The organism is Actinomycetota bacterium (assembly GCA_019347675.1).
Lineage (GTDB): Bacteria > Actinomycetota > Nitriliruptoria > Nitriliruptorales > JAHWKO01 > JAHWKW01.
The window spans coordinates 1-21,915 of the sequence record JAHWKW010000015.1; the positions used below are offsets into that span (position 1 = coordinate 1).

At 70.0% G+C, this 21,915-nt stretch carries 25 protein-coding genes, 1 pseudogene and 1 riboswitch; of the genes and pseudogenes, 3 read left to right on the forward strand and 23 right to left on the reverse strand.

Annotated features, from left to right (window positions below):
• On the forward strand, nt 1-182 hold a 182-nt coding region (locus tag KY462_11140; GenBank protein ID MBW3578270.1), incomplete at its 5' end, for an IS630 family transposase.
• A gap of 99 nt (nt 183-281) precedes the next feature.
• Entirely contained in the window at nt 282-491 is a 210-nt protein-coding gene (locus KY462_11145; protein MBW3578271.1) for a hypothetical protein, read from the forward strand.
• A gap of 6 nt (nt 492-497) precedes the next feature.
• Here KY462_11145 and pstB read toward each other — a convergent pair whose 3' ends face one another.
• The 4 genes from pstB to KY462_11165 all read right to left on the reverse strand — a co-directional run bounded on the left by pstB (nt 498) and on the right by KY462_11165 (nt 4,453).
• Nucleotides 498-1,334, reverse strand: coding sequence for a phosphate ABC transporter ATP-binding protein PstB (gene pstB, locus KY462_11150; protein MBW3578272.1), 837 nt, complete (start codon nt 1,332-1,334; stop codon nt 498-500).
• A 136-nt stretch (nt 1,335-1,470) separates the two neighbouring features.
• Complete coding sequence (gene pstA, locus KY462_11155; protein MBW3578273.1) at nt 1,471-2,379, reverse strand: phosphate ABC transporter permease PstA; 909 nt, start codon at nt 2,377-2,379, stop codon at nt 1,471-1,473.
• On the reverse strand, nt 2,379-3,356 hold the full coding sequence (gene pstC, locus KY462_11160; GenBank protein ID MBW3578274.1) for a phosphate ABC transporter permease subunit PstC: 978 nt from the start codon (nt 3,354-3,356) through the stop codon (nt 2,379-2,381). The genes pstA and pstC overlap by 1 nt, the downstream gene beginning before the upstream one ends.
• A 92-nt stretch (nt 3,357-3,448) precedes the next feature.
• Nucleotides 3,449-4,453, reverse strand: a complete 1,005-nt coding sequence (locus KY462_11165) for a PstS family phosphate ABC transporter substrate-binding protein (GenBank protein ID MBW3578275.1) — start codon at nt 4,451-4,453, stop codon at nt 3,449-3,451.
• A 407-nt stretch (nt 4,454-4,860) separates the two neighbouring features.
• Here KY462_11165 and KY462_11170 point away from each other — a divergent pair, with 407 nt between their 5' ends.
• Entirely contained in the window at nt 4,861-6,303 is a 1,443-nt protein-coding gene (locus KY462_11170; protein MBW3578276.1) for a PhoX family protein, read from the forward strand.
• A gap of 24 nt (nt 6,304-6,327) precedes the next feature.
• Here KY462_11170 and menC read toward each other — a convergent pair whose 3' ends face one another.
• The 19 genes and pseudogenes from menC to KY462_11265 form a co-directional block, all read right to left on the reverse strand.
• A complete protein-coding gene (gene menC, locus KY462_11175) occupies nt 6,328-7,440 on the reverse strand; it encodes an o-succinylbenzoate synthase (protein ID MBW3578277.1) in 1,113 nt (370 codons plus the stop codon).
• 9 nt (nt 7,441-7,449) lie between these two features.
• On the reverse strand, nt 7,450-7,626 hold the full coding sequence (locus KY462_11180) for a DUF1931 family protein (protein MBW3578278.1): 177 nt from the start codon (nt 7,624-7,626) through the stop codon (nt 7,450-7,452).
• 342 nt (nt 7,627-7,968) lie between these two features.
• A complete protein-coding gene (gene nusB, locus KY462_11185; protein MBW3578279.1) occupies nt 7,969-8,406 on the reverse strand; it encodes a transcription antitermination factor NusB in 438 nt (145 codons plus the stop codon).
• A gap of 1 nt (nt 8,407) precedes the next feature.
• Complete coding sequence (gene efp / locus KY462_11190; protein ID MBW3578280.1) at nt 8,408-8,965, reverse strand: elongation factor P; 558 nt, start codon at nt 8,963-8,965, stop codon at nt 8,408-8,410.
• 155 nt (nt 8,966-9,120) lie between these two features.
• On the reverse strand, nt 9,121-10,254 hold the full coding sequence (locus tag KY462_11195; GenBank protein ID MBW3578281.1) for a Xaa-Pro peptidase family protein: 1,134 nt from the start codon (nt 10,252-10,254) through the stop codon (nt 9,121-9,123).
• Nucleotides 10,255-10,256: 2 nt separating this feature from the next.
• On the reverse strand, nt 10,257-10,784 hold the full coding sequence (locus KY462_11200; GenBank protein ID MBW3578282.1) for a type II 3-dehydroquinate dehydratase: 528 nt from the start codon (nt 10,782-10,784) through the stop codon (nt 10,257-10,259).
• A gap of 242 nt (nt 10,785-11,026) precedes the next feature.
• Nucleotides 11,027-12,169, reverse strand: a complete 1,143-nt coding sequence (aroB, locus tag KY462_11205; protein ID MBW3578283.1) for a 3-dehydroquinate synthase — start codon at nt 12,167-12,169, stop codon at nt 11,027-11,029.
• Nucleotides 12,166-12,720 carry a shikimate kinase gene (locus KY462_11210; GenBank protein ID MBW3578284.1) on the reverse strand — a complete coding sequence of 185 codons (555 nt, stop codon included), beginning with the start codon at nt 12,718-12,720 and terminating at the stop codon, nt 12,166-12,168. Before KY462_11210 ends, aroB begins: the two co-directional genes overlap by 4 nt.
• Nucleotides 12,721-12,774: 54 nt before the next feature.
• A complete protein-coding gene (gene aroC, locus KY462_11215) occupies nt 12,775-13,965 on the reverse strand; it encodes a chorismate synthase (protein ID MBW3578285.1) in 1,191 nt (396 codons plus the stop codon).
• 55 nt (nt 13,966-14,020) lie between these two features.
• The gene (locus tag KY462_11220; protein ID MBW3578286.1) at nt 14,021-15,526 is read right to left on the reverse strand and encodes a hypothetical protein; all 1,506 of its coding nucleotides are present in this window, start codon (nt 15,524-15,526) and stop codon (nt 14,021-14,023) included.
• Nucleotides 15,523-16,170 (reverse strand): prepilin-type N-terminal cleavage/methylation domain-containing protein, encoded by a 648-nt coding sequence (locus KY462_11225; protein ID MBW3578287.1) that lies wholly within the window; start codon nt 16,168-16,170, stop codon nt 15,523-15,525. Before KY462_11225 ends, KY462_11220 begins: the two co-directional genes overlap by 4 nt.
• A gap of 11 nt (nt 16,171-16,181) precedes the next feature.
• The gene (locus KY462_11230; GenBank protein MBW3578288.1) at nt 16,182-16,676 is read right to left on the reverse strand and encodes a hypothetical protein; all 495 of its coding nucleotides are present in this window, start codon (nt 16,674-16,676) and stop codon (nt 16,182-16,184) included.
• A 370-nt stretch (nt 16,677-17,046) separates the two neighbouring features.
• Nucleotides 17,047-17,127, reverse strand: a pseudogene (locus tag KY462_11235) (YbaB/EbfC family nucleoid-associated protein).
• A gap of 332 nt (nt 17,128-17,459) precedes the next feature.
• Nucleotides 17,460-18,119: a type 4a pilus biogenesis protein PilO gene (pilO, locus tag KY462_11240; protein MBW3578289.1), complete on the reverse strand. Its 660-nt coding sequence runs from the start codon at nt 18,117-18,119 to the stop codon at nt 17,460-17,462.
• Entirely contained in the window at nt 18,116-18,751 is a 636-nt protein-coding gene (locus KY462_11245; GenBank protein ID MBW3578290.1) for a hypothetical protein, read from the reverse strand. The genes pilO and KY462_11245 overlap by 4 nt, the downstream gene beginning before the upstream one ends.
• The gene (gene pilM / locus KY462_11250) at nt 18,748-19,791 is read right to left on the reverse strand and encodes a type IV pilus assembly protein PilM (protein ID MBW3578291.1); all 1,044 of its coding nucleotides are present in this window, start codon (nt 19,789-19,791) and stop codon (nt 18,748-18,750) included. The genes KY462_11245 and pilM overlap by 4 nt, the downstream gene beginning before the upstream one ends.
• 4 nt (nt 19,792-19,795) lie before the next feature.
• Nucleotides 19,796-20,005, reverse strand: a complete 210-nt coding sequence (locus tag KY462_11255; GenBank protein MBW3578292.1) for a helix-turn-helix domain-containing protein — start codon at nt 20,003-20,005, stop codon at nt 19,796-19,798.
• A gap of 227 nt (nt 20,006-20,232) precedes the next feature.
• Complete coding sequence (locus KY462_11260; GenBank protein ID MBW3578293.1) at nt 20,233-21,045, reverse strand: prepilin peptidase; 813 nt, start codon at nt 21,043-21,045, stop codon at nt 20,233-20,235.
• Nucleotides 21,046-21,153: 108 nt separating this feature from the next.
• The gene (locus KY462_11265; protein MBW3578294.1) at nt 21,154-21,546 is read right to left on the reverse strand and encodes a prepilin-type N-terminal cleavage/methylation domain-containing protein; all 393 of its coding nucleotides are present in this window, start codon (nt 21,544-21,546) and stop codon (nt 21,154-21,156) included.
• Between the two features lie 94 nt (nt 21,547-21,640).
• Nucleotides 21,641-21,730: riboswitch (cyclic di-GMP riboswitch) on the reverse strand.
• Between the last annotated feature and the right edge of the window lie 185 nt (nt 21,731-21,915).

The window sequence follows — 21,915 nt, forward strand, 5'->3', positions numbered from 1 at the left end:
AGAAGCTGCAACGCTCCGCGCACCGCTCGGTGAAAGAGCTCGCCACCGACATCCTCGGCTGGATCCAGGTCTGGAACGACGACCCCAAACCGTTCGTGTGGACCAAGACCAGCGAAGAGATCCTGGGGTCGATCGGCCGCTACTGCGGCGACATACTCCAAGCAACCGGCACCGAACAATAATGCAGCGCTTCAATCGGACAGGACACTAGGTGTTCCCACGGTCGGAACCTTCCGGCAACGTCGCCGTGGCAACGTCGCCGCCACCGGAAGGAGGCAGCGGTGACCGAACTGCTGGACGGGCTACGAGCACGGCTCCTGGACAACGCGTTCCTGTTCGACGACCCGGCGGCGTACCGGGCCGGGGTGATGGACGCCTTCGACGCGCTGGCTTCGCAGCCGACGTCGCACGTCCCTGCGAGACGGCGACCGCGCTCGGACGCCACGGCACACGAAGGCGTCACGGCACCCGCCGGAGGCACCAACCGGTAGTCGACGTCAGCCGAAGCGGCCGGTGATGTAGGCCTCGGTGCGCTCGTCTGACGCCTGGGTGAAGATCGTCTCTGTGCGGTCGTACTCGACCATCATCCCGGTGCGCTCGTCACGCGCCTCATCGACCTCGAGCGTGAAGAACGCCGTGCGATCCGACACCCGCGCCGCCTGGTGCATGTTGTGCGTGACGACCACGATGGTGTACTGCTCGCGCAGTTCGCGCATCAGGTCTTCGATCTTCAGCGTGGCGACCGGGTCGAGGGAGGAGGCGGGTTCGTCCATCAGGATCACCTCTGGGGCGACCGCGATGGCCCGGGCGATGCACAGCCGCTGTTGCTGGCCGCCCGACAGCGACAGTGCAGTGGCGTTCAGCTTGCCCTTGACCTCGTCCCACAGCGCTGCATCCCGCAGCGAGCGCTCGACCAGTTCGTTGAGGTCACCCCGGAACCCGTTGATCCTTGGTCCGAATGCGATGTTGTCGTAGATCGATTTCGGGAAGGGGTTGGGCTTCTGGAACACCATCCCGATGCGGCGGCGAACCTCCACCGGGTCCACATGATCGTCGTAGACGTCGTTGCCGTTATAGATCACTTTGCCGCCGACCCTGGCGTCGGGAACCAGGTCGTTCATCCGGTTCAGGGACCGCAGCACCGTCGACTTGCCGCAGCCGCTCGGCCCGATGAGCGCGACGATCTCGTTGCGTGGGATGTCAAGGGTGATGTCCTTGACGGCGAGGAAGTCGCCGTAGTGGACCGAGAGACCCTTCAGCCGGAACACCGGGTCACGTATCTGCTGCGCGACGCTCGAGGCGCTGAGCGCCCGTTGGGGTCGCTCTACGGCAATCCGGCTGTTCTGATGGCTGTCGTCGACCGGCGGGGAGCTGCGCTCGCGGGAGTGTCCCGTTCTGGTGTCCGGTGCGTTCACGTGCACAGCTCCGTGGTCGGCGACGGGTCGGATGAGGTCGCATGGGCTCGCGTGGTCACAGCTGGCTCGAGTAACGGTTGCGGAGGACGATGGCGACCGCGTTCATCAGCAACAGCGCCGTCAGCAGCACGATGATCCCGGCAGCCGCGGCCTCGATCTCGAACCCCGCCTGGGGTCGCTTCACGAAGTCGAAGATCTGGATCGGGAGCGCCCCGAAGGGTTCCAGGAGATTCCAGGGCTCGTTGTCCGCACGGCGGCTGAAGACCGCGCCGGCTACCAGGATCGGGGCCGCCTCACCGATGGCGCGGGACAGTGCGAGGATGGTCCCCGTCAGGATTCCGGGGAGGGCGACCGGCAGCACCTGCCTGTAGGTCACCTGCCACGGTGTCGCTCCCAACGCGAGGCCCGCCTCTCGGATCGTCCTGGGCACCGCACGGATCGCCTCCCGCCCAGCCACGATGATGACCGGCAGGATCAGCAGCGACAGCGCCATGGCGCCGCTCAAGAGGCTGCGTCCGAACTCCAGCAGGTACACGAACACCGCCGCCGCCAACAGCCCGTAGACGATCGACGGGACGCCAGCCAAGTTGGCGATGTTGACCTGCATCACCCGCGTGAACCAGTTGTCCGGCGCGAACTCCTCCAGGTAGATCGCCGCCCCCACCCCGATCGGGAAGGCGATCACCGCGGTCAGCACCATCAGCGACAGCGTGCCGGTCAGTCCTGTCCGGATGCCGGTCCGTTCCGGATGACGGCTCGAGTAGCTCGTGAGGAAGTCGAGACGAAGCCGCCCGAAGCCGTCGGCGAACACGTCCACCAGCAACACCGTCAGCACCACCAGACCGACGATCGTCGCCCCGGACAGCACCACATGGAACACCTGCTCCTTCAAGGTGCGCCCGCGCGGTCGTCGAAGATCCTGCACCGCTCCGGCAGCCGTTCGACCCGGTGTGGACAGGCCCATCAGTACGCCTCACGGAAGCGGGTCACGATCCGCTGGGCGACGAGGTTCAGCGCGAACGTGAGCACGAACAGCAGACCTCCTACCGCAAAGATCGACTGGTAGGTGAGACTGCCCCGCGGCGCCTCGCCGGTCACGGCCTGCACGATGTAGGCCGTCATGGTCTGTATCTGGTCGAACGGATCGATCGTCATGGTGGGAAGGTTCCCGGCGGCGATGGCCACGATCATCGTCTCGCCGATCGCACGGCCCATCGCGAGGATCACCGCGGAGACGATGCCCGACAGCGCGGCGGGGAACACGACCTTGACGACGACGTGCCGCCTGGTGGCACCCAGCCCGTAGGCCGCTTGCCGCAGGTCGCCTGGCACCGCACTCATCGCATCTTCGGACAGCGACGCCACCGTCGGGATGATCATGATCCCCATCACGATGCCCGCGCTGGCGGCGTTGAAGACCTGAACCGTGTCCGACCCGAAGATGGATCGCAGCTGCGGGGTGACGAACGTCAGCGCGAAGTACCCGAGGACCACGGTCGGAACACCCGCCAGAACCTCGAGGAACGGTTTGAGCGTTTTGCGGACCCCGCGGCGCGCGTACTCCGACAGGTACGCCGCTGCGCCCAGTCCCAGCGGCACCGCGACCGACAGGGCGATACCGGTCACGAGCAGCGTGCCGTTCACCAACGGTAGGACCCCGACGCGGAACGACGGACTGCCAGGGTTACCGAACGGCGTCCATCGTGTATCGGTGAGGAACTCGACCACCGCGACGCTTCGGAAGAACACACTGGCCTCGACGGCCAGCACGACCACGATCGCGAGCGTCGTGACCACCGAGATCGCCGCACAGAGCCACAGGGCCCCAAGGATCACCCGCTCCCCGTTCCGCTTCCGCGAGCGAACGAGTGGCGACGGCTGACGGCGTCCCTCGTCCGGGGCCACGTCAGCGGCAGACGCCTGCGGTTGGGTTTGAGGCATGCGGTCGTTCCCTGACCACCGTGCGACGTCGCGGTCAGCCAACGGGGCGGGGCCGTGGTGGACACGGCCTCGCCCAGCGGAACCAGGGATGCTCAGCCAGCCGAGGCGATGGCCTCCTCCACCTTCTGCTTCGCGTCGGCGATCACCTCCTCCGGCGCGGGGATGTAACCGACGTCCTCGATGACCTCGTTCACCGTGTCGAGGTAGAAGGTGACGAAGTCCGCGACGTGCTCGTCGTCCAACGCCGATTCCTTGACGTAGATGAACAGTGGCCGGGTCAGCTTGTAGGAGTCGTCCTGAGCGGTCTCCATGCTCGGCTGCACACACCCGTCACCGGCGTCGTACGCGATCGCTCGGACGGCGTCCTCATTCTGCTGGAAGTAGGCGAACCCGAAGAACCCCCACGACCCTGGCGTCCCCTGCACCCCCTGGACGATGATGTTGTCGTCCTCGGAGGCGTTGAAGTCCTGCCGGGGCTCGGCGATGTCGTTGGGCTCGAGCACGGTCTCGTTGAAGAAGTCGTAGGTCCCCGAATCGGTCCCCGGCGCGAAGATGGTGATGTCCTGGTCCGGGAACTCCCGGTTGACGTCGCTCCAGTTGTCCGCCGCCTCCGGCCCCCAGAAGGTCACGATCTCGTCGGTCGTGAGGCACTCGAGCCAGTCGGTCTCGTTGTTGGTGACCATAGTCAGGGCGTCAGTGCCCACACGGACCTCGATGAACTCGATGCCGTTCTCCGCGCAGGCGTCGGCCTCCTCCTGCTTGATGGGACGAGAGGCGTTCGAGATCTGGGTATCCCCCACGTTGCAGAAGCGTTCGAACCCTCCACCGCTGCCCGAGATCGACAGGTTCACGGTGACGTCGGGCTCCTGCTGTGCGTACTCCTCCGCTATCGCGTCGGTCAACGGGCCGACGGTCGAGGAGCCGTCGATCTCGATGGATCCCGAAAGCCCGTTGCCACCACCGTTGGCCCTGTCTGCGTCATCGCCACTGTTCGCGCCGTCTGCGCGACCGGATGAGACGCCGTCGCGTGGGTTGCCACAGGCGGCCGCGAAGAGCGCCACCACGGCCAGCACTGCTGCCATACGCCAACTTCTCACGTCTCCTCCTTGACGATGTTCGGAATCGGGTGCCCCTCGGCGAAGGGTGAGCGGCTGGGCCCTTCCAGCGCCGACCACAAGCTACGGAGTCAAGATGGACAGACCCCCACGCCCCGGTGAACGGAAAGTGAAGGACGAACGAACTCCTTCACCGGTCGTCGGGCACGCTGTTTCGCAATGATTCCCATGATGCGCTTGTGGTGCATGAACGAGGTCGCCCGGTGGGGGCAGCCGGGGACGAGTTCGGTCAGGTCGTCTCGGAGATCTTCGTGATCCAGGTCGAGCAGCGCGGGCGGACACGAGACGTCGCCCAAGGTTCTCCCCAGCGTCGGAGAGACGTCGCGGACCGTTCACCTGCCATGCCTACCTTCCACGACGTCCGAAGATCCCGACCCGGAGCTCGACGCATGACCGACACCTCGTCGCGACCCGCCCCCACCGGGGGGCAGATCGATCGCCGCAGCTTCCTCAAGACCAGTGCCCTCGCCGTCGGCTCGACCGCGATGGCTGGCAGCCTCCTCCAAGGCCTGATGGCCCGAGCGGCGCTCGCAGCTGACGGCCGGCCCGTCCGCGCCGCCGGCCCCACGTCCGGCGGCTACGGCCGGCTGCGCCCGACGGCACCCGAGATGCCCGTCCAGCGCTACCCCCGCGTGAACTGGCTCGCGCTGCCGGACGGCTTCCAGTACGTCGTCTTCGGTCTCGCCGGCGATGCGTTGTCCGACCACAACCCGACGCCGAAGGCCCACGACGGGATGGCGGCGTTCCCCGCCGGCCGCGGCAAGGTGCGGCTCGTCCGCAACCATGAAGTCCGCGACCCCCTCGGGAGTCTGCCCCCCATCGGCGACAACGCCTACGACCCGACCGCCCCGTCCGGCACGACCACCCTCGAGATCGACGTCAGCCGCGAGATCCCGCGCCTCGAGCGCGACTGGGTAAGCCTCAGCGGCACCTACGTCAACTGCGCCGGCGGGCCGGCGCCCGACGGCGCCTGGGTCAGCTGCGAGGAGACCGTCGCCGAAGGCGTCGAGCCGCACGGGTACGCGTTCCGTGTTCCATCCGGCGCCAACCGGCCCACCGACCCCACCCCGCTGACCCACCTCGGCCGGTTCGTGCACGAGGCGGTGGCGTTCGACCCCCGCACCGGGATCATTCACCTGACCGAGGACTCGGGCAAGACGTCGGGCTTCTACCGCTACGTCGCCCCCCTCGGCGGTGATTACACCCGGCCGGGCGGCCGCCTGGAGATGCTCGCCGTGAAGGGTCGCCCCAAGTACGCCACCTACCGCGGCCAGAAGGTCGGCCGGTCCCTGACGGTCGCCTGGGTGCCGGTTGAGGACCCCGCCCCTGACAACGCCGACAGCGAGAGCGTCTTCAACCAGGGCTGGGAGCTCGGCGGGGCCGCGTTCGCCCGGCTCGAGGGCGCCTGGTGGGGCAACGGCGAGATCTACTTCAACTCCACCAGCGGCGGCGAGGCCGACAACGGGCAGGTCTGGGCTTACCGTCCGGCCGGCGGCTCGGACGGCCAGCTCACCCTGCTGTTCGAGTCCCCCGGCGCGGCGGTACTCGACAGCCCCGACAACATCACCGTCAGCCCGCGTGGCGGGATCGTGCTGTGCGAGGACGGCGGCGGGGACCAGTACCTGCGCGGCCTGACCCGCGACGGGCGGATCTTCGACCTCGCGGTCAACCTCGTCGACGGCAGCGAGTGGGCCGGCGCGACGTTCAGTCCTGACGGGCGGATCCTGTTCGTCAACACCCAGGGGACCACGAGAGGGCCGATACCGGCCGGTCCGGCCAACATCGGCCGGACCTACGCGATCTGGGGGCCGTGGGCGCGGGGCGCGCTGTAGGTCGGCGGCGGAGTCGGTGGGCCTCTAGCAGGAGCGGATCGTCTCCACGGCCGTGGTCGTCGCCGCCAGGCGCTCCGGGAGTGGGGCCACGCCCAGCCCGGGCCCTGTGGGGACGCGCAGGCAGCCGTCCTGGAGGACGAACGGTTCGGTGAGGTCCTCGTGGAAATAGCGGTCCGAGGCAGAAGTGTCACCGGGGAGCGTGAAGTTCGGCAGGGCCGCGAGCGCGACGTTCGCCGCCCGCCCCAGCCCGGTCTCGAGCATGCCCCCGCACCACACCGGCACGCCCGCCGCCGCGCAGACGTTGTGCACGCGCCGGGCCTCGAGGTAGCCACCGACACGGCCAGCTTTCACGTTGACGACCTGGCAGGCGCCGAGCGCGATGGCTTCCACCGCAGCCTGGGCGGAGGTCACCGACTCGTCCAGGCACACTGGCGTGCGGATACGGCGCGCGAGCTCCGCGTGGGCGCGCAGCTGCTCCTGTCCGAACGGTTGCTCGATCAGCAGCAGGCCGAAGCGGTCGAGTTCCTCCAGCCGCGCGATGTCGACCAGGCTGTAGGCGCTGTTGGCGTCGACCTGCAACGGCACGTCGTCGCCGAAGCGCTCGCGGACCGCAGCGACCGGCTCGACGTCCCACCCGGGTGTGATCTTGAGCTTGATGCGCCGGTAGCCGCGTGCCAGGTAGTCGTCGACCGCGTCGAGGAGTGCGGGCATCGACGGCATGATCCCGACGGCCACACCGCACTCGACGGCGTCGCGGACGGCCCCGAGCGCGTCGGCGAACGATCTCCCGGCGGCGCGCACTTCGGCGTCGAGCACGGCCATCTCGAGCGCGGCTTTGGCCATCTGGTGGCCGACGGTGGCACCGACCGCGGGGGCCACCTGCGCAGCGGTCAGCTCGGCGAGGTCGAACAGCGGAGGGAGCAGGAACCGGCGGATCACTTCGGCGGCGCCGTCGACGTACTCGCTGGAGTAGACGGGAGCCGACGGGGCGATGCACTCACCCCACCCCTCTTCGCCGTCGTCGCCGAACGCCCGGACCAGTAGCACGTCCCGCTCGGTCTGGGTCCCGAACGATGTCCGGAACGGCGCGACCAGCGGCATCCGAACACGGCGCAGCTCGACCGCAGTGAGCTTCACGCGGGCCGGCTAGCGGATCACCGGCAGGTCGTAGGGGCGGACGGTGGAGCGGCCGTTGGCTCTGGCCCGCTCGATCGCTTCCACCAGGATGGCCTGCACGTGGCCGTTGACGGCGTCGGGCAAGTTGCCGTCGCTGCGCAGGTCGGCGCTCTTGACGTGGTCCTTGACCCGGCTGGCGACGGTCAGGCTGGCGGGCTCGTCGACCTGCGATCCGGCAAGATCCTCCGGGCGGACCGTGGCGCGCCCGTTCTCCTGGGCCCGGTCGATCGCCCCGTCCAGCAGGTCGCGCACGCGCTCGTCGAGGGAGTCGGGCAGCCCACTGTCGGTGCGCATGTCGTTCCCCCCGATGACGTCCCTCACCTGGCTGACGGTCACGAGCTCTGCCATATCGTTCCTCCTGGATGTGCGTCCACTCCTGTGTAGCGCGCGCCTGGGCCCCCATTCGACCGGCGACACGGACCCACGTCCGTCCCGGATCGGCCCGCGGCGCCGAACGGGAGCGCGACCGACCACCAGCCAACGGTGTCGTCACCCCCGGTCGTCGCCACCGACCTCTCGCAGCACGGCCGACAGGACGCCGTTGACGTACCGCGGCGAGTCGTCCGTCGACAGCGACTTGGCCAGCTCCACCGCCTCGTCGATCACGACCGCCGGCGGGGTGTCGTCGCGGTCGAGAAGCTCGTGGACACCGAGACGCAGGATGTTGCGGTCGACGACCGGCATGCGCGCCACCGTCCAGCCCCGCGCGTGGCGGCCGATCACCGCGTCGATGTCGGGCAGGTGCTCGGCGACGCCGGTGACCAGCTCGCGGGCGAAGACGTCCAATGGCCCGGCGTGCGGGTCGCGTGCGGCGCGCTGGAGCGTCTCGGGGATGCTGCGCCGCAGCACGTCGGCTTCGTAGAGGACCTCGACGGCGCGGCGACGAGCCTCGTGCCGGGAGAGGGTCGGGCGGCGGTCATGCGCCACGTCAGGACCGCGACAGGTACTCGCCGGTACGGGTGTCGACCTTGATGCGGTCGCCCACGTCGATGAACAGCGGAACCTGGACCTCGACCCCGGTCTCCAGTGTGGCGGCTTTGGTGGCGTTCTGCACGGTGTTCCCGGCGACGCCAGGTTCGGTGTCGGTGACCTCCAGTTCGACCGAGGCGGACAGTTCGACACCAACGATGCGGCCCTCGTAGTCGAGGACGGCGATGGTGTCGCCCTCGGTGAACCAGTTGGCAGCCTCGCCGATGGCGTCCAGGGGGACGGCCTGCTGTTCGAAGGTGGTGGTGTCCATGAACATGAACAGGTCGCCGTCGCGGTACAGGAACTGCAGCTCGCGCTTCTGGATGATCGCCTGCTCGACGTCCTCGCCGGCGCGGAAAGTCTTGTCGAGCACCCGGCCGGTCTCGACGTTCTTCAGTCTCGTGCGCACGAACGCCCCGCCCTTGCCCGGCTTGACGTGCTGGAAATCCACCACCTGCACCAGCTTGTCGTCGATGATCAGCGTCATGCCGTTCTTCAGGTTGTTGGTGGAGACCATGTCGGCTCCTGCGGAGGATGGGGAGGCTGCGGAAGGACGTGTCGAGACGTCGTTGCTCGAGGTCTGGAGGGGGATCCTGGCCGAGGCTAGCACCGGCTCCCGTGGGCTTCCCGGTCGCGGTCGGCACGTCGGACGGGGCGCTCACCAAGGATGTCTCACAGCACCAGGAGTTCGCGGGGCGAGCGGGTGAGCACCTCCGGTGGGCCCTCGGCGCTGATCGCGACGGTGTCCTCGATCCTCACGCCGCCGATCCCGGCGAGGTAAACGCCCGGTTCCACCGTGACGGTCATCCCGGCCTGCAGGAGCGCGCGGCCGTCGGCGACCAGGGTGGGCCATTCGTGGATCTCCAAGCCGACGCCGTGGCCGGATGGGTGCACGAACTGCTCCCCGTACCCGGCGGCGGTGATCGGATCCCGGCACGCGCGGTCGACCGCCCCGACCTCGGCCTGTGCGGTGGCTGCGGCCACACCCGCGGCTTGTGCCTCGCGGACCCGCTCGTGCAGGTCGCGCAGTCGCGGGTGGGGGTCGCCCAGCGCGATCGTGCGGGTCATGTCGGCGTGGTACCCGGCGTAGGCCGCGCCGAAGTCGATCTTGACGAGATCTCCTGGTTCGAGCCGCCGGTCGGTCGGGCGGTGGTGGGGCACGGCGGCGTTGGGGCCGGACGCGACGATCGAGTCGAACGATGGTCGGTGCGCGCCGAGGTCCACCATCGTCCGTTCCAGGACGGTGGCGACCTGCCGCTCGGCCGTCCCGGGGCGCAGCGTGTCGAGGATGGCGACGAACGCGGCGTCGGTGATGGCACAGGCTGCCCGCAGGGCCCGCAGCTCCGCCGGATCCTTCACCGCCCGCAGCCTCTCGACATTCTCGCGGCGCGGGAGCGGCTCGAGATGGTGCATGGCGGCCTCCTGGCGGACCCGTTCGCCGCGGTCCCACGCCAGCCGGGACGCCTCGAAGGCAACGTTCGCGGCGCCCGCCTCGGCCAGCCGTTGCACCGCCCGTTGGTGCCCGCCGGCGCGCACGACGGCGCGCTCCAGTTCGGGGACCTCGACCGCCGCCTGGGTGACGTACCGACCGTCGGTGACCAACAGGTCCAGCGCCGGGTCGACGGCGACCAGCACCGCCGCGCTGGAACCGGTGAACCCGGTGAGCCAGCGCACGTTGGGCAGGTGTGTGACGTACAGAGCGTCGACGTCGTCAGCGGCGAGGCGGGCGCGTAGCCGGTCGCGGCGTGCGCGGTGGTCGACGTCGGGGAGGGTGGCGTCGGGGAGATCCGGGGCGGTGAGGTCCAGGCTCACCGTGGGGCCCCCCCGGTGGACGTTCGTGGCCCGTCCACCGCTGCGGGCGCCGAGCTGGCTGCGGGCGCCGAGCTGGCTGCGACCGCCTGCTGTGCGGCGAGCTCGACGGCGGCGCGGACGGCGAGGCGGTAGCCGAGCGAGCCCAGCCCCGCGATGCTCCCATCGCAGGCGGCGGCGATCACCGACCGCTGCCGGAAGCGCTCGCGGGCGTGGACGTTGGACAGGTGCAGCTCGATCGTCGGGATCGACAGCAGCTCCAGCGCGTCGCGGAGCGCGTAGCTGTAGTGGGTCAGCGCGCCCGGGTTGATGATCAGCGCGCTGGTGCCGTCGCTGATGGCGGCGTGGACGCGGGCGACCAGGGCGCCTTCCGCCTCGTGCTGTTCGTGGGCGAGCTCGGCGTCGAACGCGGCGGCTTCCTCCTCGGCCAGATCGACCAGCGCGGGTAGGCCCAGGTCGCCGTAGTGGTGGGGATCACGCCGGGCCAGCTGCGACAGGTTCGGTCCGTGCAGCAGCAGGATCCGCAGTTCGCTCACGCGGGGCGCTTCCTTCCTCGATGTGGCGGCACGGGCGGCGGCTTCAGCGACCGCCGCACGTCGACAGTGTCACCGACGGCGCCGCCCCGTGCACGCCGCCGGCGACCAGCGGCCCGCCATCCCCTCTTCCTGGCAGGTGGCCACATGGATGAGGTCATGCGCTGACAGGTCGCGGTAGCCACCTGCCACGTCGGCTATCCGTGTACGCCCTGCACAGATTCATGATGCGAACGTCACGTCCGGCGCGCCTCGATCTCGTCGATGGCGGCGTCGACCGCCCCGGCGGGTGGCGTCCGCAAGGTGCAGCGGGCCAGCCCCTCCAGCAGGACGAAGGTGACCCCGCCGCGGCCCTCTTGGGCCGCGTCCCCGACGATCTCGTCGAGGCGGGGACCGCCGACCGCTTTCTTGTCGCGTCCCATCGCCGCCCACACCGCGGCGCGGTCCAGCTGCGGGGCGCGCGTCGGCAGGCCCAGGCGGTCCAGGACCGCCTCGGCGCGGTCGACGAGCTGGCGCGGGGTGAGGTCGAGCAGGCACCCGAGGCGCAGCGCAACGCAGGTCCCCAGCGCCACCGCCTCGCCGTGCAGGTAGCGGCGGTAGCCGGTGACCGCCTCGACCGCGTGACCGTAGGTGTGGCCGAGGTTGAGGTGGGCGCGTTCGTCGGCCTCGCGTTCGTCGGCGGCGACCACGGCAGCCTTCACCGCGACGGAGCGGCGGACGAGTTCGCCCAGCAGGTCGGGGTCCCCGGCCAGGGCAGCGTCGGGGTCGGCTTCGAGGAGCTCGAGGATGGTGGGGTCGCGGATCAGCCCGTACTTGGCCACCTCGGCCAGGCCGGCCGCCAGCTCCCGCGGGGGCAGCGTCGCCAGGGTGGCGACGTCCGCGACGACCGCGACCGGCTGGTGGAACGCGCCGACCAGGTTCTTGCCTTCGGTGAGGTTGATGGCGGTCTTCCCGCCGACGGCCGCGTCGACCTGCGCGAGCAGCGTGGTGGGGACCTGGATCACCGCGACGCCGCGGTGCCAGGTCGCAGCCAGGAACCCGGCGAGGTCACCGACCACGCCGCCGCCCAGCGCGACGACCACGTCGCGGCGACCCAGCGGCAGACGGGCGAGCTCTGTGTACAGCCGGCCGAGCGTGGCCAGCGACTTGGCCTGCTCGCCGTCGTCGACGACGGCCGTGTGGACCTCCAGCCCGGCGCCGGCCAGCGCCGCACGGACCGGGTCGGCGTAGTGGCGGGCGACGCGGGGTTGGGTGACGATCACGGCGCGGCGGGCGCCGTCCAGCCCGGTGGCGACCGCCCCGACCTCGTGCAGGATCGCGCGGCCGACCGACACGTCGTAGCCGCGCGCCCCGAGGTCGACGCGGACGGTGGCCGTCACGGGGTGGCCTTGGCGCGCTCGTGGTCGGCGAGGACGTCGGGCTGGTCGGCCGCCCAGGCGACGACGGCGGCGGCGACGTCGGCGGGCGCGGCGGTGGCGTCGACGACGTGGTCGGCGACGTGGGCGTAGCGCGGGCCGCGGGCTGCGGCCAGCTCGGCCACCCGCCCGGCCAGGTCGGGGGTGTGCAGCAGCGGCCGGTGATCGGCGTCGCGGATCAGGCGGGCGGTGAGCGTGTCGGGCGGGGTGTCGAGGAGCACCAGCACGCCGGTGGCGCGGAGCGTGGCGACGTTGGTGTCGTCGAGGACCGCTCCCCCACCGACGCTGACGACCTGGTCGGTGCGGCGAGCCGCTCCCGCGACCGCGTCGCGTTCGAGACGGCGGAAGGCGGCCTCGCCGGCGGTGGCGAAGATCTCAGCGATCGGCCGTCCGGCGGCGCGCTCGACGTGGGCGTCGGTCTCGACCATGGCCCGCCCCAGGCGGGCGGCGACCAGCCGGGCAACGGTGGATTTCCCGGCGCCCATCATCCCGAAGAGCACGAGGTTGCGGGTCATCGCCTGTGAGCGCGGGTCATCGCTGGCCGCGGCGCGTCAGGTGCCCGGGACAGATCATCGCCGCGCGAGGTCGTCGAGGTAGGCGGACAGGTTGCGCCGGACCTCCTCGACCGTGTCGCCGCCGGTCTTCTCCAGCAGCGCGTCGGCGAACTCGATCGCGACCACGGCCTCCAGGACCACACCGGCTCTGGGCACGGCGCAGACGTCCGAGCGCTGGGTGATGGCTTCCGCCGCCTCCCCGGTGTCGACGTCGACGGTGGCCAGGGGCCGGGCCAGCGACGACAGCGGCTTCATCGCGACGCGGAGCACCACCGGTTCACCCGTGGTGGTCCCGGCCTCCAGCCCGCCGGCGCGGTTGGTGGTGCGCCGGTAGCGGCCGTCGCCGTCGCGGACGATCTCGTCGTGGGCCTCGTGGCCGGCCGTGGCGGCGACGTCGAAGCCGAGCCCGACCCCGACCCCCTTCATGGCCTGCACCGACAGGCACGCCGCAGCCAGGCGCGTGTCGAGCTTGCGGTCCCAGTGCACGTGGCTGCCCAGGCCCACCGGGAGCCCGTAGGCGATGACCTCGACGATGCCGCCGACCGAGGAGCGCTCGTCGACCGCGCGGTCGATCCGCGCGGTCATGCGCGGCTCGGCGTCGGGGTCGAAGGTGCGCACCGCGCTCGCGTCGACCCGGTCGAGGTCACCCGGGCCGGGGACCGGGGCGTCGTCGGTCACCGACTCGCCGCCGATGTCGACCACGTGGGAGATCACCGTGACGCCGACCTCGGCCAGGAGCAGCTTGGCGAGCGTGCCGACCACGGTGCGTGCCGCGGTCTCGCGGGCGCTGGCCCGCTCCAGGGCGTCGCGGACGTCGTCGTAGCCGTACTTGAGCGTTCCGACGAGGTCGGCGTGGCCGGGGCGCGGGCGGGTGAGCCTGCGGCCACGGCCGGTGTCGGCGAGCGCGTCGGGGTCGTCGGGGGGGTCGGGCGACATGGCCTCGGCCCACTTGGGCCACTCGGTGTTGCGGATCACGACCGCGACCGGGGATCCGAGCGTGCGGCCGTGGCGGATCCCGCCGAGGATCTCGAGGCGGTCCTCCTCGAAGCCCATCCGTGGGCTGCGGCCGTAGCCCATCCGCCGGCGGGTCAGCTCGCGGGTGAGCGCGTCGCGGCTGACCGTCAGACCGGCGGGCAGACCTTCACAGATCGTGACCAGCGCCGGTCCGTGCGATTCGCCTGCCGTGAGGTACCGCAGCCGCCGCACACCGCCTCCCGCTGACCGACGGGGCGAGGGTAGCGGCGGCGGACCTGGCGTTCGGTCAGCGTTCCTGCCAGCGCTTCAGCGTGAAGACGCTGTTACCCAGCGTCTCCAGCGACGCGTCGAAGTGGAACTTCCATCCACCCACGTTGTTGATCTGGTCACAGATCAGCGATCCGTACACCTCCGCCTGGGCCGAACCGGGGTTCCCGCAGTGAGCGTCAACCCCGTAGACAGCACCACCGAAGTAGGAGCTGGGAGCGTTCTGCTGGAACTCGGGTGTGGCCGGCGACGCCACCTTGTGGTCCTTGACGAGGTAGATCTGGAGCGCACCGGCGATCGGGGGATTGCCCGAGGTGCCGGGGCAGTCACCGAGACCGAGCAGGTTCGGTGAGGGCAGCGCAGAGCAGTTGACCTTCCGCGCCGACGACGCACCCGAACCCGCCAGCTCGACCCTCCCCGTCGCCACGATCACGACCGGGTTGTTGACCATGTCCGTCGCGTCGGACCCGGGGGCCAGGGTCGTGTCCCGCCCGAAGGTCACGTTGTTGTAGCAGTAGTACCCCGGTTCGAACGTGTTGTCCACATGGCTGCCCTGCGGCGGCACGACCCTGGGCTGGTTCAGGGTGTTCCCCGTCGTCGTGGCGACAGTAGCCGTCACGGGTGACAGCTCCGTGGGCCCCGAGGTCGTGTTGTCGAAGTTGGGCAGGGGCCGCGCGTCGCCGCAGGCCGCCAACTTCTCGCGTAGTGCCTCGGCGGTGGGGCTGAGGACCCGTTTCTCGTTGATCGTCTGCGTGTACGGACCGTAGAAGCTGTTGGCTGGACGCACCAGCGCCTCGGACGCACAACCCCGCAGCTCGGGAGGGTCGTAGCCGGGGACGGCGCTGGCACTCGTGCGGGTCAGACCGATCACCCCGTTGCCCTTGCAGCGCGCAGTGAACTGGGTGGCGTGGTCCTGGTCGGGCTTCCAGTCCCACAGCTGGATGCCGTCCAGCGTGCTGGAGCTACCACCGGTGTCGATCACGTTGTTGGAGCCCACGAGCCCCAGCCGCCCGGGGCGCGGCCAGTGCGTCGGGTTGCCGTCGGCGCCGCTGTTGAAGGTGTCGGACACGTTGTTGTTGGAGAACCCCGCGAGGAGGTTGCCGAAGGCGCTCGCGAAGAAGCGCCGGTTCTCCTCGACCGTGGCGACGACACGGCGGGACTTGCCGTTCAGCGTCCCCTCGGCGTACACCTCCCACTCGCGGGTGTCGCCGATCCGCTCGGCGTACCACGTGAAGGATGCGGCGCCGAGCGTTCCGGCCACGTCCCCTGTTGCCGGCAACCGGTCGCCATCAGGCCGGAACGAGGCGTTGAGCTGGTACAGCGCCTGCTGGACGCCGGCATCGGCGGCCTGGATCACCGCTGTCCAGTCGCGGTCGGCTCGGGCGCTGCGCTGACCCGCGATCGTGGTCGACGTCACGATGGTGATCAGGGCAGCCACCACGATGGAGGCCAGGAGAGCCAACGGCATCGACCCGGACTCGTCGCCGCGGTGCGCCCACGTGCTGCGCAGGGTTCGGCGGTTCACGCTTTCGTCCTCTCGGCGTTGCGGAGATCGACCACTGTGGAGACCACGAGGTCCTTCTTCCGCCCCGTCTGGGGGCGGGTCAACGTCACACGCACCCGTGTGACCTTCTCGGCGCTCGCGACGTTGGTTGGCGGTGGCACCTCGGTCCCCGCCGCGTCGAAGTAGCGGAACATCACCGCGGTCGGCGAGGCACCTTCGACGAGGACCGTACGGGGAAGCGCTGCCGGGGGCGGCTCGGACGCGGCAGGCGACGTGCAGGCGTTGGGGATGGTGGACGATCCCAACGGTGCCGGCGCCGGCGTCAGGGGTCCCTGCGTGTACTGCACCAGGTTGCCGCCCTCGATGCGGTAGATGTACCGGGTACAGACGCCGTTGCGGTAGATGCGGACCTGTAGCCGACGTTCGCCGGCGGTGGCGTTGCCCTCGATGGGATCAGCAGCACGGATCTCACGCCCCATCCGCTCGGCCGCGACCTTCAGCGCGGCGGTCGTGTGCGTCTGGTCGTTCACGAAGTCGGTGCTGCGGTAGCCCGAGATCAGGCCACTGGCTGCCACGGCACCCACGATGCCGAGGATGGCGACCGTGACGATGACCTCGATGAAGGTGATGCCGGCCTGTCGATCCGTGGTGCTCCGCCCGATCACGGGCCCCGTCCTCACGCGCATGTCAGGACCTCCACACGGTGTGGCTTGAGCTCAGCGGGAGTCGGTGTGCGGAAGGTCTGGACGTTCAGTGTCCTGGTCTTGTCCTTGATCACCCAGGTCACCGTGACGTCGACGCGCAGGTAGTCCTTCGTGCCGTCGGTCGTGGCTGTGATGGCACTGCCGTTGCAGGGATCGTTCACCCAGGTCAGTGCGACCGTGGGGGTGTAGGTCACGCCCTTGCGCACGACGGCCGGGTAGCTCGGGTTGACCGGCGTTCCGGTGGGCACCAGGGTGGTCCACCGCTCGTCGCGGATCCGCTCGACGACCTCGTTCGCGAACTGGTTAGCCGCGACCTGACCGTTGGCGCTGGTGGTGCCCGCGATGCTGGCGACGCTGGACGCGGCCATGGCCGCCAGGACAACAGCCAGGATGACCGTCGCCCAGAGCAGTTCGACGAGCGTCACGCCGTCTTCAGGCGACGTGCGCTCACGGATCGTCGCGAGCATGCTGACTCCAACTCGAGGTGCACTGGACCCTGGGTCAGTTCTCGGCTACCCGGCACCGGGAGTTGAGTCTTGGGTTGCTGCGCTGGTGCTACTTCAGGACACGCTCGCCCTCGCACAGCGTGAACGCGTCGTCGCCGAACAGCAACGTGATGCACGGCGGGTCGATGCTCAGCACCCGGAAGTTGTCGGCGAAGGTGTCGCCCTCCCCGACCTCGAAGGCCCGGCCGTCGACCTGCACGACGGCTCGCTCCCGGCCGTCCTCCGCGAACACGTCGATGAGCACGACGTCGCGGCCCTCGACTCGGGCGCGGTCTCCGTCCCCGTCTGCGGGAGCACCGTCGGTCGGCGCGAGCGTCCCGGTCGGTGTCGGTGTCGGCGCACCGGGCGCCCCCGGAGCGCCTGGCGCGCCCGGAGCTCCAGGCGCTCCGGGACCGGGGGCGCCCGGACCAGGCGCCCCCGGAGGGGGTGCAACCGCCGGGCGGACGGGTCGGAACGGGTCCCGTGACAGGACGAGCTCGAAGGTCTCGATGGGCAGGGCCTCGCCCTGCTCTGGCTCGGTGATCTGCGGCGACGGCGTCCCCGCGGGGACTTCTGGCTGACCGTCCGGGGATGGCGTGGTCTGCGGGCCTGCCACCGGCACGACCGGCTCCTCCTCTTCCTCGTCCCCGCCGAGCAGCGGCGACACCACGAAGAACCACAGCAGCGCGAGGACCACCACCGCGGCCACCACGGCGAGGATGGCGACGACAGTGCTGCGGCGACGCTCGACGACGACCGGCTCGCTCATGCGGCCGCTCCCTCCCCCGGCGTCTCGTCGGCCGCCGGCTCGCCGTCCGCCTCCCCATCTTCGCCACCGGGACTCGGAGTTGGAGTCGGGGCCGGCTCCGGCGGGACCGGCAGCAGCGCGTACATCGTCCCGGTGATCGTCGCGGTCAGGGTCGGATAGCCCTCTTCTTCAGCTTCGGCGACGTTCAGGGACGTCCAGATGACACCGCGGGGGGAGATCGCCGGGTCCTCGATCCGCCGCAGGAAATCGACCAGCTGGTAGTACCCGCCTGACGCCTGCATCGCGAAGGTGATCGCAGCCAGACCCGGTTCGGCGTCCTCCACCTGTTCCGGTCGCGTGGGGTTGACCGCGACGAGGGTGGTGCCAGACTCGTCTGCCGCCAGCACCAGTTGCCGCAGCGCCGCCGGTACGGCCAGATCGCGGGGGACGACGGACTCCGCAGCGACGATGGCGGCCTCCACCTCCGGGGCGTTGCGGCGGATCTCCTCCAGACCGGCGATGCGCGCACGCAGTTGCTGAGCCTCGGCCTCGACCTGCTCCTGCTGCTCACGGGCGGCCTGGATCTCGTCGCTCTTCGGCCTCCACAGCAGGAAGTAGAAGGCCACCAGGACGACGAGCGCGATCAGAGCGCCCACCAGCGCCGTGCCGCGGGTCATCGCAGCTCCTCCGGTAGCCCCTCCACGTACCGCCCGGTGAAGATCTCCGGCCCGAGATCGGATTCCACCGTGAAGACCGTGATGCCCTCCTCGTCGATCTCAGAGCCTGTGACGAACACGTTGAAGAACGCCGCGATCTTGTCGAACTCCAGCAGCAGCCGTTCCACGCCGGGCGCGTGACCGCGGAGGGTCTCGCCGGCTGCGGCCAGCGTGCCGAAGGATGGCCCGCCGAAGTCGAACGGTCCCTGCTCCAACGCTTCCTGCGGGATCGTCACGGTCAGCGACGTCAACGCGGAGTCGGTGGGCATGACGGCGGCCACGTCCTGGAGGATCCCGCCCAGCGAGGTCTCCGGCGCCATCACGGCGGTGAGGAGCTCGATCGTCTGGGTGCGTCGCTGGTCGAGCTCCGCGTAGGCGCTCAACTCTGTCACCTCGGCCTGGAGCTCGTCGCGCTCCGCTTCGGCCGCTTCGAGCTCTCCTCTGGCGGCGTTGAGACGAGCGACCTGCAGTGCGTACAACAGCCCCAGGACGACCAGGAACGCGATCCCCGCGAGGACCAGCAGGAACCGCGCACGCCGAGCGCGTTCGCGGTCTTCGGCCTCGCGTGGGAGGAGGTTGACGCGCGAGCTCACTCCAGACCCCCCAGCCCGAGCCCGATCGCTGTGGCCAGGAGCGGCTCGACCTCGCGCAACTGGTCGGGCCCGTAGGCGCTGCCACGGGCGGGAGCGGCCTCGAACGGTCTGCCGCGATCCACCGGCACGCGCAGCGCGGTGGACAGCCGGTCGGCCAGTCCGGGGAGCTTCGAGCCCCCACCGGAGATCATCACCCGGGTCACCTGGGCCGCTCCCGTCTGGGCCAGGAAGTAGTCGAGCGAGCCACGGACCTCGTCGACGAACTGGTTGACGCGGTCCTCGATCACCTGCACCGCTGTGGCGTCACCGCCGGTCAGGCCGGCCTGCATCTTGGTGGCCTCAGCGTCCTCGGTCGAGACCCCCAGGGAGGTGCCGAGCGCGTCGGTGATGTCGCCCCCGCCGAGCACCAGGATCCGCACGAAACGGGGGATGCCGCGCTCGTGGACGATGATGTTCGTGACACCGGCACCGATATCGACCACCATCTCCGCGCCGGTGGCGGTCTCGGGATCCGGGACCACGGCACGGAGCACCGCGAAGGCGTTGAGGTCCACACCGACCGGGCGGAGTCCGGCGCCCTCGACGACCGCGACGTGGTCGCCGATCGACTCACGCTGAGCCGCGACGAGCAGGATGCGCATCATCCGCGCTCCGCCCTCGCCGGTGAACTCCTCGAGGCGCTGGAAATCCAGCTCGGCTTCCTCGACGGGGATCGGGATGTACTCCTGCACCTGGAAGCGCAGCGCCGATCGCAGCTCGCGCTCCTCCATGTAGGGCAGGTCGATCTGGCGGACCACGACCCGCTGGTTCGAGACGCCGAGGTGGACCCGTTTCTCGCGGAGCCCGGCGTCCGACCACAGCTGCCGGACGGCCGCGGTGACCGTGTCGCGCTCCACGATCTCTGCCTCGCGGACGGCCCCCCTGGGCAGCGTCACACCCCCGAAGTTGGTCGTCACCGGCTGGCCACGTTCACGCGACACCTGCGCCACGTGGACGGCGTGGGTGCCGATATCCAGGCCGATCGCTCCTCTCCTGGCCACCGTCCTACCCCTGCTCAGCCTGCACGGAGCCAGCCTTGAGGTAGGCCGCGAGGTCCTGTTGGCGGACCCGGTAGTTCTTGCCCACCCGCAGGGCCGACAGCTGGCCGCGGCGGATCAACCGGTACACGGTCATGTTCGACACCCTCAGCTCGGCCGCGACCTCGCTCACGGTGAGTAGACGCTCACGCTCGTCACCCCGGCTCCGCTGCCCCATCGGTTCCCTCGTCCCCCTACCGGCCACGCCCGGACGGTCGACGGCGTCCCGTGCGCGGCCGACCTGGATAGCCGTCCGCAGCGTCGCCGCCTACGTGCTCTCCGCCGTTCGCGTGCCTCATCTCTAACGGCACTTGACACCTGTAACACCATCAACAACAACAGTCAAGGGGAACTTTCGACACATGAGTGCTCAACTCTTGAATTACACCACGGTCATTTAGGGTGTCAGGCGAGGCCGAGCCAGGTCCGCAACACCGCGGCCAGAGGGTCGCCGGCGAGCATCGCGACGAGGGTGCCGATGGCGAGGTAGGGGCCGAACGGGATGCGGCTGGCCAGCCGCGCCCGGCCGGCGGCCATCAGGATCGCGGCCACGACGACGGCGGCGATGACGGTGGCGTACAGGCCGATCGCGACCTGCCACCCGCCGAGCCAGCCGAGGACCAAGCCCAGCGAGAAGGCCAGCTTGACGTCGCCCATCCCCATGCCCGCCTGGCCTCGCAACGTCCGGAAGATCTCGCTGAGGAGGAACATCCCCCCAGGGAGCGCGAGCCCGACGAGGACCGCACGGCGCAGATCGCTCCACTGTCCGCTGAGCGCCGCAGCTGCAACCAGAAGCGCCAGGATCACCGGTGTCAGACGGTACGTGAGCTTGTTGGGGATGATGCGGTGCTCGAGGTCGATGACCGTGGCAACGACCAGTGCCCACCCGATCACCAGGAACGCCGGTAGCGCCCACGTCAGGCCGTGGACGGCGGCGAGAAGCGCCCAGATGACGCCGACCAGGAGCTCGACCACCGGGTAGCGCCACGAGATCGGCTCACCACAGTTGCGACAGCGGCCGCGCAGGGCCAGCCACGAGACGACCGGGATGTTGTCGTAGGGCTTGATGTCCGTGCCGCATGCAGGGCACCGCGAGGTGGCCGGACGGAGGACGGATCCTTTCCGGGGCCATCGGTGGATCGCGACGTTCGCGAAGGACCCGAGGAGGAGACCGAACAGGCCGGATAGCGCGACAACCGGCCAGCCAGCGACGTTCATGAGGACGAGTGTAAGTGTGCCATCCGTCGGGAACGCCAAGCGGGGCGGCCCTTCAAGGGCCGCCCCGCGAGGAGTTGCTTGCGTAGAGCGAGGAGTTGCTTGGTAGAGCTACGCGCAAGCGTTTGCGGCCGGCTTGCCGACCGTGCTGTTGAGGTGGAAGTCGACGCTACCTGCGGCGCCGAGCTTGGCGTGGTCGGCGTTGAGGCAGTAGACCGTCGTGCTCGCGGCCGGGGTCGCGGCAATGGTCACGGTGACGCCGTCGGAGGTCTTGAACGTACCGGCGTAGTTGGCGTACGAGCCGGTGTCGTTGAAGTGTTCCTCCATGACCACCGCAGAGTTGCGGAGGTCGGACTTCGCGGCGCTCTGCCACGCCTTCTCACGCTGGTTGAGGAACGTGGGGATCGCGATGGCCGCCAGGATGCCGATGATGATGACGACGACCAGCAGCTCGATCAGGGTGAAGCCCTCTTCCTCGCGGGCCTCGTGGATCTTGCGGATCATGCGACTACCTTTCGGTTGTTGTTGTTCGCTCCTGTGACGAACCGCCGGAACGAACTTCCCGTGCCCCCACAAGATCCGCTCCCGCGGTCCTGTGCGAGGCAGCCCGGCTGACCTTCCCGGCTTCCGCCGTGTGGGCCCCGTGGCTTTGCGTCCCCACCTCCCGGCGGGTTTGCCTTGAGACTCGCACTGCGGCTCGTCACGTACATGTTCGGCCGTGACGGCGGGCAGCTTTAGCGGTGGATCACCACAAGTTCGCGATCTGGGCTGTCGTTCCAGACCAGCGACCGGCCGTGCCACGGGCAGGGAGCCGGACGTCTGGCCACACCAGCGGCACGAGGGCCGGACGCAGGAGTGGCGGCCCCTGACAGG